8 protein-coding genes and 1 pseudogene are annotated in these 16,757 nt (G+C 45.0%); 4 read left to right on the top strand and 5 right to left on the bottom strand.

The window, feature by feature from the left end; genetic code table 11:
* Nucleotides 1-156: 156 nt before the first annotated feature.
* The 4 genes from QT974_RS15630 to hetZ all read right to left on the bottom strand — a co-directional run bounded on the left by QT974_RS15630 (nucleotide 157) and on the right by hetZ (nucleotide 6,958).
* Nucleotides 157-1,593, bottom strand: coding sequence for a hypothetical protein (locus QT974_RS15630; RefSeq protein ID WP_333469380.1), 1,437 nt, complete (start codon nucleotides 1,591-1,593; stop codon nucleotides 157-159).
* A gap of 353 nt (nucleotides 1,594-1,946) precedes the next feature.
* A complete protein-coding gene (locus QT974_RS15625) occupies nucleotides 1,947-4,340 on the bottom strand; it encodes a DUF3488 and DUF4129 domain-containing transglutaminase family protein (RefSeq protein WP_333469379.1) in 2,394 nt (797 codons plus the stop codon).
* 352 nt (nucleotides 4,341-4,692) lie between these two features.
* Entirely contained in the window at nucleotides 4,693-5,784 is a 1,092-nt protein-coding gene (locus QT974_RS15620; RefSeq protein WP_333469378.1) for a hypothetical protein, read from the bottom strand.
* The gene (hetZ, locus tag QT974_RS15615; protein ID WP_333469377.1) at nucleotides 5,777-6,958 is read right to left on the bottom strand and encodes a heterocyst differentiation protein HetZ; all 1,182 of its coding nucleotides are present in this window, start codon (nucleotides 6,956-6,958) and stop codon (nucleotides 5,777-5,779) included. Before hetZ ends, QT974_RS15620 begins: the two co-directional genes overlap by 8 nt.
* An 18-nt stretch (nucleotides 6,959-6,976) precedes the next feature.
* Here hetZ and QT974_RS15610 point away from each other — a divergent pair, with 18 nt between their 5' ends.
* Nucleotides 6,977-7,189 carry a hypothetical protein gene (locus QT974_RS15610; protein WP_333469376.1) on the top strand — a complete coding sequence of 71 codons (213 nt, stop codon included), beginning with the start codon at nucleotides 6,977-6,979 and terminating at the stop codon, nucleotides 7,187-7,189.
* A gap of 302 nt (nucleotides 7,190-7,491) precedes the next feature.
* On the top strand, nucleotides 7,492-7,956 hold the full coding sequence (locus QT974_RS15605; protein WP_333469375.1) for a hypothetical protein: 465 nt from the start codon (nucleotides 7,492-7,494) through the stop codon (nucleotides 7,954-7,956).
* A gap of 247 nt (nucleotides 7,957-8,203) precedes the next feature.
* Here the strand turns inward: QT974_RS15605 and sds are convergent, their stop codons facing one another.
* Nucleotides 8,204-9,175 (bottom strand): solanesyl diphosphate synthase, encoded by a 972-nt coding sequence (gene sds, locus QT974_RS15600; RefSeq protein WP_333469374.1) that lies wholly within the window; start codon nucleotides 9,173-9,175, stop codon nucleotides 8,204-8,206.
* 1,050 nt (nucleotides 9,176-10,225) lie between these two features.
* Here sds and QT974_RS15595 point away from each other — a divergent pair.
* Both QT974_RS15595 and QT974_RS15590 read left to right on the top strand, forming a co-directional pair.
* A complete protein-coding gene (locus QT974_RS15595; RefSeq protein ID WP_333469373.1) occupies nucleotides 10,226-16,318 on the top strand; it encodes an AAA family ATPase in 6,093 nt (2,030 codons plus the stop codon).
* 321 nt (nucleotides 16,319-16,639) lie between these two features.
* Nucleotides 16,640-16,757, top strand: a pseudogene (locus tag QT974_RS15590) (transposase); the annotation flags it as partial.

Raw genomic sequence — 16,757 nt, 5'->3', positions numbered from 1 at the left:
ATTCGGCTCCAAACGTTGTTTCGTAACGGTTTGGGGAAGTCGTGACTTGATTAGCGGTGGTACGCTTGTCAGTCGCGCATCAATCTTCCTTAGTTACTCACGATTGCAGACTTACAACCCCTTGTCAACACAGGGTTTGTAAAGTTTTGTTTCAAATTATTCGGCTAGGAACTCCATAACTTCGTGGGGCGTAATGCCGTAAATAGCAGCCAATAATCCAATACATTGTGCGTTGCTTCCTATTTGCTTAAGTACCCCAATAGCGCTACTTAAAGGAATAGCTTCCTTTGTAAATCGAGTCAACAAATCAATTGTCGTTTTGGTATTAGCTCGCTTCTTGTAAGTGCCTTCGTTCATTTGCGTTGAATGTCCCAAATTTTTAGCTCTCGTCTCCTGAGACATCCCAGCCATCTGACCATTAAGATTAGCTAAGTGACGTAAAGCATGAGACTGAGTAAAACCTTTATTCCATCTTTTCAAAGTAGCCCAAGCACGGCGACTATATATGCCAGCAATTGTTTTGGGACTATCTGACAATAAACAGATTTCGGGTGGTTTACCAGACTTAATTCCTAAACGGTCTATTAAATCAGGATGAGTCGGCGCCAACATCGGTACGCACAGTCGGTAGCCAGTCTTAGTTGTTGTATCTAGTGATGTTTTGTCGCCTACTACAGCAATCATTCTCACGTTGCCTGGTTCGGTAAGTGCCTGAATAATAATCCCATCCTCTGTCTTAAACGATTTGTCAATGTTTTGAATAGCAAAGACTTCGTGTACTCGAAAACCATACACCACTTGCATCGAGAATACCCACAACCAACAGCGACGCTGCTCTAAATCGTATCGTTTATTACCAAGAGGGATATCTAAAACATCTTCACAGAATTTAAGAAATTCGTCAATGGATACTGATTGCAGGTCTTTTCTAAACTCTGTTTGTCTTCCGTCAATCTCCTTCAGACGAGCGAGTATATCAGTATTGCCGATAACTTCAACCAATTTTTTCATAGCACACAAGCAGTTTTTAAAACATTTACTGCCTTGTTTTTTACTATTGACTACAGACAAAATATCCGTTAAATTGACAACCGTGTTCCGTGGTAAAAGCTTGTAATCGTGACCGTAAACGGCATCCCAAGTATTCTGCTGACTAATACTACTTTTGTCGCGCTGTTGACGGCGTTTAGTACGCCCGTCCCAGTAATTTTTCTCTACTTTTGCTATCGCATCACCAAAAGTCATCAAATCATTTTTGATGACGTTTTTTTCTAAAATTGTATCATCGTACCACGCTAAAAACTGAGACTCACTAGAGAACGAGCTTAGAGCATTAGCGACTAAATGAGCTTTTCTCGTGGCATCAGTAATACCCTGCATCGTCAGATAGCACCCGCAGGTTTTGTTGACTCGCTTATTACCTAACCTGAACTGAAGCGTTATGTAACCCCCACTAGCTTTGCTGTCTCTTTTGAGTCCTACTCCTTTGGGGCATTCTTTCTGTGCTTGCTTGAAGTAGTCCAAAATTCGCTCGTACCCGATAAGGTGGTCGGTGGTAGTGTTTGTTGTGACTGAATTAAACTTTTCGCTCATCTTTCGCTCCCAGCTCTAAAGTGTTGAGTTTGCTTGCTATATAGACCATACATCAAGTAGCTCAGTCTTCGCTCAAGCGTAAGACAGGACTTTCAGAGTGAGTAGAGAAAAGCGCTAGAACGGCGGAAAATCGTAATTTGAAGCTTAAGTGTCAATTCAAGTCCTTTTATCCGCATAGCTTTATAATCCTGATGGCTAGGCCATTGAGGCCGATGAGTCAATACCAGGTTGACCGTTTGTACTCATATGATGTCTGAAGAGAAGAACCATCAAACCCTAATAAAATTAGTTTGATGGTTCCAAATCGCCAGTCCTCTAATTGATGCGGACTCGCATTCGGAACGATCGAACTTTTACTTAAGGTTGTGCGTCGTAAACTTTGAAAACCAGCGGTTTTTCAGTTTCTTTAAGTACGATCGCCTTAAATTTTCTACCAACAGCCGCAACTGTTCCAAGTTTCCCGCTTCGCCGCCGTACTTCCACCGCACGTAAGCTTGCGAAACTTCCTCAATTACCTCCGCTTCATCGGTTTGATGATGGCTGCGCATAGCCTCAGCATACTCCAAAGGCGTTTGAGCTTTGTGTTTGGCAAAGCCCCGGCTCGCCAAATCCTTTAGCATTTGCTGATAAACCCCCTCCAGCGGCGGCAACTTAGCCAGCCAGCGCCGGTAGCGCCACTTGCGCCACCCTTGCCAAATTAACCAGCCCATAAAGCCAAAGCCGATCGCACTAATCAACCCAATAAATAACCCCACCCAACCCTTAGCAAACTGTGCCAAAAACCAGCCCACAATCAAACCGATCCAACCAATTACAAAACCAATAACAGAATCCAGCCCGCTTCTCAGAGGAGTCGGTAGCCAACCCGCGATCCACTTCCAAAACGATTCGATCGCGCTAAAAGTCTGGTTGTCTTCCACCGAAGCCGGAATCAGCGGATAACCGGGAATCGGATTAAAACCCAACCAGCCGTAATTGGGAAAATATACTTCCGTCATCAAGAAAGCGTCGGTATTTTTGACAACGTACAAACCAGTAAACGGGTTAAATTCTCCCGTATCGAAACCGCCAGCCACTCGCGCCGGAATCCCGATCGATCTGAGCATCATTGTCAGTACCGTCGAAAAATGGTCGGGATATCCGCCTGTAACTTTTTTACCGTCTTGCGTGTTTTGATAGCCAAACAGAAAACCCTCGACTAAATCTTCTGTTTCTTGCAAGTATGGCAAAGCTTTTTCAATTTTGTAATTCGGGTTTTGCTTCAAATATTGAGCTAAGTACAAAGCTTTTTCGTAAGGAGAATCGATCGCCCTGTCTGACTTAGCTACTCTCGTTCTCGCCAACAAAATTTCTTCAGTTTTTTCTCGCACCTTCTCGGCAATTTTAGGCGGCACGTCCAAATAGAACTTGCGAATATTTTTGGGATAATTAGTACCAGTTTGCCCCAACACGGAGCGATCGCGAACAGGTACATTAGAAATCACCGTATAAGTCAAACCTTCCCGCAATTCCACAGGCGATCGCAAACCGCCCTCCGCATCCACCGCCACATCCGTCGTCGGAAAATAAAGTTCCTTCGGCTTAGCCAAAGCCGGAATCAAATTCGGCAACTGAGCAATAATAGTATAACTTTGAATCACCTCTTGAATCCGAGGCGCATTCGGAAAAGGATTCAGATAAAATTGAAAAGACCACCTTGGTCTATTTACCTTTTGAGCTTGTTCGTTGCGCGAAATTTCCCAACCCTGACCCGTGTATTTGTCAAAGCCCAATACCCGCCAAAAACCCGCCGCTTGCGATCGCACCCGCATCACCACTTGGGGTTTCATTTCCCCCCGCAAATTTTGATTGATGCGCTGGTTGAAACCGTAATAAAAAGTAGAGTCCAAATCTCCTGGCCCTTTGTCTGGGTTTCGCCCCCTGCCTGAGCCACTTCCTTGTTCATTTCCCCCTCTGACATACCCCGGATTCAGAATGCTGCGCGAGTCAAACTCCCCCTGATATTCAATGGGAGCACTCACAGGAAAAGTCCGCAACTGATAGCCCGGGAGGCGCGGCAAAAACGCAAAAATAGTCAGCCCCAACCCGACAGTTATCAGCAGCAGCAAACCAAAATATTTGGGGGATAAAGTCGCAGCAAATAACGATGTGTTGTGTTTTTTTTGTTTACTTTCAGCTCTGTGCTTTATACCTTCTGGGTTTGACAGCCCCAAGCGCGATCGGTAATCCAGCACCAAAGTCGGCAGCGCTAAAGCCAAAAACACCACCAGCAACGGCCCAAAAGTCAGCGTTTGACTGATCGTCGCTGCTACGCTCAACAAAATCAGCCCGATGACGATCGAATAGCCCAAATCCTTGCGGCGCGGCAAATCGAAGCTGTGCAGCACTTGAATGTTAATTAACAGTTGCGCCAAAACTAACCGGGTATCGTTTAATTCTCCTACCAAGCGGGTAAAAAAAGCGAACAGCGCTACCAGCATGGCAATAGCTATGCAGAACTTAGCAGCTATATTGCGATCGCGGCGGCGGTACCAACTCCAAGTTGCTCCCACAATACTAACAGGCACAGCCCACAGGTTCAGGGCTTCTTCAGCAGCAACGTCCGTAGCCACAATTCCCACAATTACCAACAACTGAACTAGGATTCGCAGCAGTAAAGAATCCTCAGTCACCGGCGGAGGCATTGCCTCAATCTGCTCCCACAGCTTACCTAAAACAGGTATCTTTCGCAGGCTATCAGTTGTCATGTGCACCCATCCAAGTCAGTCGATTTGAGATTTTTCGATTTGAGATTTTAGATTAACTCCACAGATTAATCTGCCAGAAAGTTAACTAATATCTAAAATTTTTCGCTTTCCACGACAGAAGTCGGGGGACTGCATCTGTTTTTGTGTGAGGTAAAACCACAGAGTAAAACATACATTATTTACTCTAATTTTACCAGCAAAAATTGGTTTGAAGCCGGAACCCTTGTGGGATAAAATAAAATTAGACTATTCATTACTCCAATCTTCTCCCTTCCAGGTAGAGGTAGCCCTCTAGCGTTCAACCCTTCGGCTGCGCTCCGGGGGCAAGCTGTCAAGCGGTCAACTGAACTTTTTAGTTGCTATCTTGTCCTGACAAAACAGGACGAATAGCAAACATCAGAGGTCTGGTCTCGAAGTTTTGGAATCGAACTTCTAAGGCATAGGTCTTATCCGGTTGCGGATCGAACAACTCCACACTTAAATGCCCGGAATTCGGACGATGTGCAGTTGCTTCGGCATCTCCTCCCTTGAGTTCCAAACTTCCTCCGCCAGGAAATTCACACTCAACTCTTAAACACGGTCTTGGTGGTTCTGTATTGCGGTTCGACAGGTATTGAGCCCAGAGAGTCAGCGAACCCAAAGCTGTCAGCCATTCTCGGGAAACCGGCGGCTGATTTACAGGACAATTCAAAGTTAAAGACTCAATGATTTCTCGGGCGGCCAACAGCGACATTAGCATTTGTTGATCGGTAGTTGCCTCGGAGTAATTCGGTAAATCTTCTACTTCTACTTCTACTTCTGAAGCTGTAATTCCTCTGGCCGGACTCATGAGTAAAAAACCAGCTAATTCGTTAAGTTCCTGAGATTGACCCGGAAATAAACTATCTACAGCCCGAACTAACTTCGCTCCTTCCCGCAGAGACGACATTACCAGTTCCTGACAAGGTTCTAGGAGTTGAGCAAAAACCCCTTGGGCGATCGGAATTGGCAGGCGACCCCATCTAATATTTTGTAGTTGGGGAGTCCAGAGGTGTAGGGGGGGAACCCATTGGGGGGCTACATCGTCTGGGTAGTCGTGGTCGTAGCTTTTGAGTTCTGTTTCCCAGGGGAACAGCGGCGGGTTGGATTCAATGGAGGATCTAAGCCTCTGTTTTAACAAGGTCTGAAAACGGTCTTGCACGGTCGGTATTTCTCCAATAGTCAGCGGTTGTGCGGGTGCATTGCTGTGCGCCCCCACTTCTAAATAGTCCAGCGGGTCTGGTTCGTCCCATTCCCAGTATTCCACCCCGGAATTCTCTTCTGTATCGCCCCACTCTTGGGAGTGAGCGAGTCCATTGAGGTTTTGGTCATCTTCGCTAGAGGCATTCGCCATTGGTGCCTGCAATATCCAGTCTAAAAAATGGCGCTCGAAAGCCTCTGCATCCCTGTTCGTTTCGTTATTCATCACTAGATGCCCCTTCTCCGGAATCTGAACTATTTCGCAATTCCCAGGCAAGTTCCAGCAATTTAAACCACCGTTTCTGTACCTGGGCTACCGTGCTGCCGAGGGTTTGCGCGATCGCCGACTCTGACAGACCCTGTTGTTTCAACTTTAACAAACGCTGCCCCTCTGGGCCAATTAGATCGCCAAAAGCCTGCCACTGAGAAGGCAGCAAACCCAAATTTCGATCTAAGTCTGCTTCCAGCCATTGGTGAACGAGTTCCCAGCGGTGCGACATGGCGAACCTGAGCAAATGGTACTTGAAGCGCTGCTGCAAATAGTCTCTTTGGCGGGGAGTTATGTCTAGCAGCGACTCTATCTCATTAGTTGGCAAGTCTTGCAAGCGCAGCACGAAGTAATCGGCGCAGTCTTTTTGATTGCGTTCTTTCAAGTAAGCGACTAATTCGTCTACTACGTTTTGCCGTAGAGATTCTGACTCCTCGCCTAGGGAGCGAATTGCTGACGAACCCTGGCGGGCCATCGCTTCTCGCACCGAGTGTACCGACGTGTCGTTCCAAGTTTGGTCAGAATCTGTAGCCCCCCCCTCGGCTGCTTGTTCCATATCTACCGAGGTTTCTTTCGGCTGCTGCTGGGAAAAGGTTTGAGCCCGTAAAATAATTAGTTGCTGGCTGCGGTTGCGAGGTAAAGGAATGCGCCGCTTGCCGAAGCGCTCTACAAATGCCATGTACTCTGCTAGTTCTAAGCGAGTGCGGGGACTGTAGCTAGGTGAAAGTTGGGTTTCGCGCCGGAATGCTTTTAAGGCTTCCAGATAAAATGCTTGCAAAAAATCTTTGATCAGTTCTACTCGTGCCTGATAGCTAGACTGCACCTGAGGAGGAGTTATGTAGCGATAGACGATCGCACTGAGGGTACTGTGCAAATCTACTCGCCCGGACACGGAGCCTAAATTGTAATAGTGGAGGCATTGTTGCAAGCGGTGCTGAGCCAGGCTCTGGGCTGAACCTTCTATGTCTCCGGAGGTTTGAATCCGCTGGCTTTCTGTGCATATCCTGGTGACTTCTGCTGCGAGTCGCTCTGCTACATCTTGGCAGTTCTGCTCAGACGCGCGAGTGGACTTTTTGAGTTCGTCTAGCAGCAGTTGAAATATGGTTTCCACGCTCTGGCAGATTTCCCGCATGATGGTTTACAGCTAATAATGAAACTAGCACAGTTAGTACCAGTATGGATAAATCTTTTTTACAGCTACTTTACCTGGTATTCCCGCGACAGGACAAACTGCAATGCCCTGGATCTCTCCCTCCGCAAAAACACGGAGGACTGGTTTTTTTTGATCTGTCGTGCTGGAGGCACCATCCGCCAAAAACCGGGTTTGAGCGGTATTTGGTGGCAAGGGCGAGAACGGTTTTAGCCGCCACCTGTTTTTTGGCATCCTCCACCATAAATGTTGTCTCGCCCACCAACACTGGCATTAATTAAATCGGGCCGCGGGCCTGAGGTTTTTAGACTTGTCGGCTCAAATGTCAATTTGTCTAAATAATGCGGCTTTTTTTCGGCAAAACGGTCTATTTGGTTAGATATTTAATATTCATTGTATTCCTGGGACTTAAGATTGGGGATTTTACATTTTCTGGCACGCTGCTGGGTAATATATACTTGGACGCGCACCTGTTAACCTGAAATTTTAAATTTTAGATATCCCAGAACTGACTGATGGATTTAGAACAACAGATTCAAGCACTGATCGACCAAGCTCCGCCAGACGGTTCGACGCCACAAATCCTCAAAGCGATCGCCCCGGCGCTGATTTTAATTGCCCAACAGCTACAGCATCTCGAATACTGTATCCTGCAAGCGGTAGACCAAAGTTGGGCGATCGTGGTTTTGAGCAATCTCAAGCAACCGGGACGGGAGAAGAAGGTGATTTATGCTTTTCCCAGTTTTGAAGATGCGTCGTCTGCTGCGGAGGCTGGGGGCGATCGCGTCAGGCCCGTGCCTTTGCCCGTTACTCACATTTTATTTCAGATGATAGCTCTCGAAGGTTTAGACAGCATTGTTTTTTTTGAAAATCCTGGCAATCAGGAAGTCGGGACCCAAATCCCCCGCCAGCAAGTTCAGGACTTAATTACTGTTTACTTGCAACAGTATCGATCGGCTCCACCGCCGGATATTGCCTAAATAACTTTATTTACGACGATGAATTGCTAATGCAGTGCAATGCGCGGTTGTCAGCACTTTTTAGTAGTGATTGCTAGTTACCCCAGTTTTCGGATAGAAGCAATCTCAATCTGTGTTTTTGACAGCGTTGTGACTTCCATGCTGTCCGATAGATCGTTTATTTGCAATCAAAAATTGGTAACGAGTCATACCCGTTACCAATTTTTGATTTCAAATTGTCGAGATAAAAAGTTAAACTTTTTAACGTCTAATAAAGCCGGCTCAAAACGTAATCTGCTAAATCAATCAAAGCTTGACGGGACTCTGAATGGGGCAAGGCAGCTAGGTATTCGACTGCTTTCTGTGCGTGATGGGTGGCTAGTTCTCGCGATCGCTCTATGCCGCGAGAATCTGCTACCAGTGACAATGCCTGCTCTAGGTCTCCGGATTGGGCGAACTCCCGTTCTATGAGAACTTCCAAGTAAGGCTTTTCTTCGAGGGCAAATAGGGCTGGTGCTGTCAGATTACCGCTTCTGAGATCCGAGCCTGCGGGTTTCCCCAAAGTTTCCGTGGAAGCGGTGAAATCTAATATATCATCTACTATTTGAAAGGCCAGACCAATGTTGCGACCGTAGTTGTACAAATCGTCTGCTATGGACGCTGAAACCTCGCTCAAACAGCCGGCAGCTTTGGAACTGTTGGCAATTAAAGACGCTGTTTTGTAATAACTTTTTTCGAGGTACGCTTCGATCGACAAGCTAGTGTCAAATCCATTGAGTCCCTGTTGAATTTCCCCCTCAGCTAAATCCATAATCACTTCTGAAAGCAGTTTGACTACTGGCAGGTTGTCCAGATTCGCCAAGTGCCATGAAGATTGAGCAAACAGAAAATCTCCCGCCAATACCGCCACTCGGTTGTTAAACCGACTGTGTACTGTGGGTACTCCCCGCCGCAGATCCGACTCGTCTACTACGTCGTCGTGAACTAGGCTAGCTGTGTGGATCATTTCCGTGATTTCAGCGAGACGGCGGTGTTTTTCAGTGATTAAACGATCGGGCATCGTCGCCTTGGCCACCAATAAGACTATTGCGGGTCTCACCCGTTTTCCCTTTGTGCCGAATAAGTATTCTGCAGCCGCGTACAATATGGGATGACGGGCACCCACTAACTGTTTTAAGTTTTCTGTCAACAGTCGCAGGTCTTCTTCAACCGAGGAAAATAGGAGAGTGCTAGAGATCATGGATACGCCGACTCAAGCCGTAAAGTAACAAAATTTTACATATCATATCTTTATTTTAAGCCAATTCTCTGCAATAGGGAAGAAAATATAGGTGCTCGGCAGTTATTTTTAATTGGTCACGGGCTAAAACTCACCCCAGTGTCTGCGGCGAGTAGCCCGCTGGCACAGGGGTTGTCCCTATTGTATCGAATTGTTAAGCACACTGCCGAAAAATAGGTAAATCCCAGAAACCCTGTGTTATTATAGGTATTAAGGATTTAAACAATTCTATACATTAAGTACAGGCTGTATTTGAGCCTGGCTGGCAGGTAGCTTTCAGATGCCTGTAAGAGTTTCGTAGAGCCAGCCTTGTTAGTCGATCGCAGCGAAAATTTCTGGGACAGATTTTTAGTTTCTCGCGGCTAAAAATTTTCAGGAGTTAAGACTAGCGCATGAGATGTGCACGGTAGCTCAAAGCAGCTAAAGTGGATGGTTTTACGTTGTTCAAGCATCTCTAAAGCAGTAAATCATTATTGATTGAGCGAGAACCCCTAAATGTTCCCGCCGGCTTGATATGGAAAAGCAGCCTTCAGAACCAAGGCACAGTCTTGCGTGCTGACTTAATGTAGTAGGTCTTGAACTTGTCCCCTCCTCCTCCTAGTCCTTGACTTTTGGTTCTAATTATGATTTATCGCGATATTCCTCTAATTATTCCCATTCTAGCCGCCGGTTATGTAATGACTATTTATATAGTGCTGATGTTGGCCGAACGTAGCTCTAAAATAACTCGATTGGGCGAGTAGTACATCGCTAGGCAGCCGAATCCGGCACTAATGACTATAGCGTTACCCCGCCTTGAATGCTGAATATTCAATCATAACCCTGCCTTGAATGCTTGCGCGCCAAGGCAGGGTTATATGATTTTAGATTTTAGACTGAAGATTTGCTCCCCGATCGATCTGGTGGTTTAGAGCTGGAGGGGAAGTCTGAGAATGTTGGTGCCTGTAGCTGCGGGCACATATCACTGGTTACACTGATATAAACGCTGCTGCTCTCTAAGATTCTGCGGTTATGCTCCACTTTCCCGGCTACAAAATTTTCAGGAAAATCTATGAAAGCGATCGATCTCTAGTTTACCGAGGAGTGCGATCGGCCGACGGCCAGCGGGCAATCTTCAAGATACTCAAGCAAGACTACCCGACTCCCGCAGCACTGGCCCGCCAAAAGCAAGAATATGAAATCATCCGCAGCTTAAATCTCGCAGGAGTCGTCAAAGCTTACAGTTTAGAACAGTACGATCGTCATCTGGCGATCGTACTAGAAGATTTCGGAGGCGAATCTCTCAAAAGGTTGATGCAGTCTGAGCCTTTTAGCTTATCGGAATCTCTCAGCTTTGCCATTGAAATAGCCGACATTTTGGGCGAGCTTCACGCTGCAAATATCATACACAAAGATATCAACCCAGCCAACATAGTTTGCAATCGCAGCACCAACCAACTCAAAATCATTGACTTTGGAATTGCCAGCGTCTGCGCCCCGGAAAAATTAACCGGTGAACCGCCCGCCCTCAAAAATCCCCATGTTTTAGAAGGCACTCTCGCCTATATGTCTCCAGAACAAACTGGCAGAATGAACCGCACCCTAGATTATCGCACGGACTATTACTCTCTCGGCGCCACGCTCTATGAAATGGTGACTCGCCAACTGCCTTTTGAAACCGCCCGCGCCCTAGAATTAGTACACTGCCACATTGCTAAACAGCCACAACCGGCCGCCGAAGTCGATCGCACAATTCCCGCAGCAGTTTCCAATATTATCGGCAAATTATTAGCTAAAAATGCAGACGATCGCTACCAAAGCGCCCGCGGCATCAAAGCAGATTTAGAAGAATGCCTAAACCAATTAAACACCCAGGGTAAGATATCACAAATCTCCCTAGCCAGCCAAGATATTTCCGATAAATTTCAAATTCCTCAAAAGCTATACGGACGGGAAACACAAATAAAAAATTTAGTCGCAGCATGGGAGCGAGTCACCGACAATCGCCCCCGCTCTCCAGAACAAAAGCGGGTAGAAATGATGTTGCTAGTAGGTGATTCCGGTAGTGGCAAGTCATCGCTGGCTAGAGAAATTTACCAGCCAATTATCGAAAAACACGGCTATTTTATCAGCGGAAAATTCAACAAATCAGAGCAAAAAGTTCCTTACAGTGCTGTAGTAAGAGCTTTTCAAGAATTGCTGCAACAAATCCTGGCAGAAAGCGAAGAGCGATTTCAACAATGGCGCGCCAAGCTCTTAGCTGCTATCGCACCAAACGCGGGAGTAATTATCGATCTGATTCCAGATTTAGAATTAATTGTCGGGCAACAACCCGCAGTGCCGGAGCTAGATATAGAGCAGGCTCACAATCGTTTTAATCTAGTATTTATGCAATTTGTGCGGGTATTTTGTACCGCAGATCATCCCTTAGTTATTTTTCTCGATGATTTGCACTGGGCAGACTCGGCTAGCCTTAAATTAATTCAACTAATGGTAGCTGGCAAAATGGCAAGCCCAGCCAACACAAATATTGACAACGCCCAACCAATAATTGCGAGCAACTTATCTCTAGCACAGCCCGAATATTTATTGATTGTTGGGGCATATACCTATAATAATGTGAATCCACTTCATCCTTTGATGGTGGCAGTGGCAGAATTGTCAAAGCTAGGAGCAAACATCAATCAAATTACCTTAGCTCCTTTGGAAATAGCAGACATTACTAATTTGATTGCTGACACTTTACACAGCGACAAACAATCAGTAGCACCCCTAGGGGGGTTAGTGAGGCGGAAAACAGGAGGAAATCCTTTCTTTGTGAGAGAATTTCTAAAAATGCTGCACGCCGAAAATTTAATAACTTTTAGTTTGCCCAGATATCCCCAGTTGAATTTTGATGCTGGCTTATTGCAAACTTATGCGCCAGAATTTACCAGTAATTGTGATGAAATTCAAACAGGCTGGCAGTGGGATATTGATGAAATAGAGGAAATGGAAATTACTAATAATGTCGTGGAGTTGATGATTGCAAAGTTGCAAAAACTGCCCGAGGCAACCCAGCAAGTTTTACACTTGGCAGCTTGTGCGGGAACAGATTTTGACTTGCACCTGCTGTCTGTGATTTGCGAAAACTCTCTGGAGTTAGTATTTGCCAACCTCATGCCGGCACTGGAGTCTGGTTTGATATTAGCAGTTTCCGAGGTAAATGCGGAGGTGTTAATTATGAATTTTAAGTTTTTGCACTATCGAGTGCAGCAAGCGGCTTATGCTTTGATTGACGAGCAGCATAAAAAAATATTTCACTGGGAAATAGGTTGTTTTATTTGGGAGAATACCGCACCATCTCGGCTGGAACATGAGATATTTAAGATTGTCGATCATATTAATATTGCTTTCAAGAATATTTTAGATTTAACAACGATATTTACTGAGAAAAAACGATATCAAATTGCTGAGTTAAATTTGATTGCTGGCAAAAAAGCTAAGGTGGCTGGGGCTTATGCTGCTGCGGTTATTTATTTAAATTTCAGCCGGAGATTGATGGCAGATGCAAGCTGGCTAAAGCAGTATGAATTAACTTTAGAGATTTATGTAGAATCTGTTGAGGCTGCGTATTTTAGCGGCGAATTTGAGCTGATGGAACATTTATATGAGACTGTGTTGTTGCAAGGGAGAACTCTGCTGGATAAAATCGAAGTTTATGAGGTAAAAATTCAAGCTTATATCGTGCAGAGGAGACAGCTAGAAGCGATCGCTCTGGCGCGGTACGTGCTAGCACAATTTGGATTCAGTTTTGCAGACACTCCTGACGAGTCAAGCATTCAGCGAGAATTAGAGCAAGCACGGCTCAAATTGGCTGGAAAAAATATCGAAGACTTAATTTATCTGCCTTTGATGACATCTCCGGAACAACTGGCAGCAATGCGGATCGCAGCGAGTATAGTTCCTGCTGCGTTTCATTGCGATTCTCAATTATTAACTCCGCTAGTTTTGTCACAGATTAATTTATGTATTGAGTATGGAAATTCACCTGTTTCTGCATTTTTTTATGCGGCTTGGGGCGTAGTTTTAAACAAGGAATTTCAAGATATTGAATCTGCAAATAAGTTAGGAGAATTGGCTTTAAACTTAGTATCGATGTTCAATGCCAAAAGCATCAGAGGCCGGATATTATATGTAGTAGCAGCTTGTATCGCTCACACCAAGTATCATGTCAGGGAAACCCTGCCAATGTTTCGAGAAAGCTATCAAAGTGCGCTCAAAAATGGAGATTTTGAATTGGTAGGTTATTGTGCCAAACACAAATCTCAATATGCTTATTTTGTCGGGCAAGAACTTACAGACCTCAAACGCGAAATTGCCGAGTCTAGCAACCTGCTCGCTCAACTCAAGCAATCGATCAACTTGCTGTGCAATCAAATATTTCATCAAGCGGTGCTTAACTTGCTGGGTGAGGCAGATAATCCCTGCAATTTATCCGGGACAGCTTGCACGGAAGAACACCTGCTGCCGCTGCTGGTACAAGCAAACGATCGCACTGGGATTCATTACTTTTATTTGCACAAACTCGTACTTTGTTATTTGTTCGACAATTTGTCCGAAGCACTGGAAAACGCGGCAAAATCTAGGGAATTTTTAAGGGAAGGAACAGGTTTTTTGACGGTGCCAGTTTTCTATTTTTACGATTCTTTGGCTGCACTAGCAGCCTATGGTGAGGCGGATGTATTGAATCGAGAAATTTTGCTAGACAGAGTAGGAGAAAACCAAAAGAAATTGCAGCAGGTGGCGGCACGCGCGCCGATGAATCACTTGCATAAATTTCATCTGATTGAGGCTGAAAAACATCGGGTTTTGGGCGATAATTTTCGGGCAATGGAAGACTACGATCGCGCGATTAGTTTAGCGAAGGAAAACGAATATATTAACGAAGAGGCTCTCGCTCACGAATTGGCGGCTAAATTTTATATGGGTTGGGGAAAAGATAAGATTGCGCGAGTTTATTTGGCTGATGCTCACTACTGCTACACCCACTGGGGAACTCAAGCCAAAGTTGAGGATTTGGAAAAAAAGTATTCCCGATTTTTAATCAGAATTCCGGCGTCCAACATCATCAGCAGCGATTGCGCTACCATTACGAATATTTCCAACAGCCGGGATTCCAGGCAAAGTTTTGATTTGACCGCAGTGCTGAAAGCTTCTGGTGCGATCGCTAGCGAGATTGTTCTGGACAAGTTACTGGCGAAGTTAATGAGAATTATGTTGCAAAATGCGGGGGCCCAGAAGGGATTTCTGATTTTGGAAAACAAAGGTAAATTGCTGGTAGAAGCTTCTGGGAAAATAGAGGGCGATCGCGTCGATGTTTTGCAGTCGATTCCTGCCGAGCGATGTTTGCCAGTTTCTATTATTAATTATGTCGCTCGTAGCAAACAAAGCGTTGTCGAAGATTACGCAGCTCATAAAGGTAATTTTAGCCGCGATCCTTATATTGTCAAACATCATTCTCAATCGATATTGTGCGCGCCTTTGCTGAATCAAGGTCAATTAATTGGAATTATTTATTTAGAAAACAATCTCACAACCAGTGCTTTTACTGATGACCGGGTAGAGGTTTTGCAACTATTGTCTACGCAGGCTGCTGTTTCTATTGCTAATGCTAAACTTTATGCAGAAGTGCGGGAAAGTCAAAGCAAATTGACACAGTTTTTAGAAGCTGTCCCGGTGGGAATCGCCGTACACAATCCCAAGGGCGAGGTATCATACATCAATCAAACGGGACAGCGGTTGCTGGGTAAATTTTTTGCGCCGTCAGCTACAGGTAAAGAGTTGGTATCAGGTTCTCAAATTTATATTTCAGGAAGCGAGAGTCCGTGTTCTGAACAACAATTGCCGGCGAAGCGAGCGCTCAATGGTGAAAATGCGATCGCTGATAATTTAGAAGTCCGCACCTCTGGGAAGATTGTGCCTTGTGAAATGCACTCGAAACCAATTTTTGACAACAAAAATAATATTGTGTACGCGATTACTGCTTTCAGCGACATCACTGCTCGCAAACAAGCTGACAAGTTGGTAGGAGAGTACAATAGAACCTTGGAAATGCAAGTAGCCGATCGCACCCAAGAACTCTCCGAAGCCCTGCAAAACCTGCAACTCACGCAGCGAGAGCTGATTCAATCAGAAAAAATGGCCGCCTTGGGACAGCTTGTGGCTGGCGTCGCTCACGAAATTAATACTCCCCTAGGTGCGATTCGATCGTCAGTCGATAATTTAGCCGATTTTTTTAATCAAAATCTTGGCGAAATCGCCGATTTTTTCCACAAAATGTCCCCACAACGCTACTCTGATTTAATGATGCTACTGCAATACGAGCCGCAGGCGATCGGCTTTTCAAACAGAGAAAAACGCCAGTTTAAAAGAGCTTTGATTCAGCAGCTATCAAACAGCTCTGTTGCCAATCCTGAAACAGTAGCAGACACTTTAGTTGATATCGGCATTTACGACAATATCGCATCAATTTTGCCTGTACTGCAAGACCCCACCAGCTCGGATATTTTGCAGCAAGCTTATCAACTTGCTACTTTGCAAAGAAGCACGAATACTATTATCACAGCTACAGATAGAGCTGCTAAAGTAGTTTTTGCTTTAAAAACATATTCTAGATATAACTCTACCGGAGAAAAAGTAAGAGCCAATATAATTGACGGTATTGAAACTATCTTAACTCTTTATTACAACCAACTAAAGCACGGGGTAGAAGTTGTCAGAGATTATCAGGATGGACTGCCTGAATTGTTGTGCTATCCAGACGAACTCAATCAAGTTTGGACAAATTTGATTCACAATTCCCTGCAAGCAATGGAAAATTGCGGGATTTTAAGAGTAGAGGTGAGAGCCGAAAATCTGCTGCTGAGCGTCAGCGTCACGGATAATGGTAAGGGAATTGCGCCGGAGGTTTTGCCGCGCATATTTGAGGCGTTCTTTACCACAAAACCCGCAGGTGAAGGCACTGGCTTGGGACTGGATATTGTGAAAAAGATTGTGGAAAAACATTCAGGTAAAATAGAAGTAACATCAGTTATCGGTCAAACGACCTTTACCGTGTTAATTCCGATCGCCGTTGAGCGCTAGAGCACTAGGAATTATACCTAGGTGCGACCAAAATACAACTTGAGACAGGTGTCGAAAACAATCAAAATCTCCGGCAGGGTTCCAAATCCTCATGCAATCGCTCATTCCCATCTAAAATCTCAAAGTGAAAATCTAAAATGCGATGAGAGAGATGTCAAGGCTCGATTTGGGCGATCGCCCTACCGCTGTCAAATCTCAAATCTAAAATGGTATTATAAAACTTCATTAAGTTTGTAAGCAGTAGCAAGCAACGGTAGTATCATATAGTCAGAAGGTCAACAAGCGAAAATTATTGCGAGCGTTAAAAAATGGAGAGTCTAAATGCAACTAGCAGAGAGACACATCATTAAATCCACCGAACACCGTTTTATTGAAATAGACGTACTAGCCTTTAAATCGAAAAATTTGTATAACGCCGCTAACTATATTATCCGTCAGA

Origin of the sequence: Microcoleus sp. BM001215392, assembly GCF_036700185.1 — a bacterium.
GTDB lineage: Bacteria > Cyanobacteriota > Cyanobacteriia > Cyanobacteriales > Microcoleaceae > Microcoleus.
Note: the sequence above shows the minus strand (reverse complement) of the source record. Positions and strands in the feature narration are given on the sequence as shown.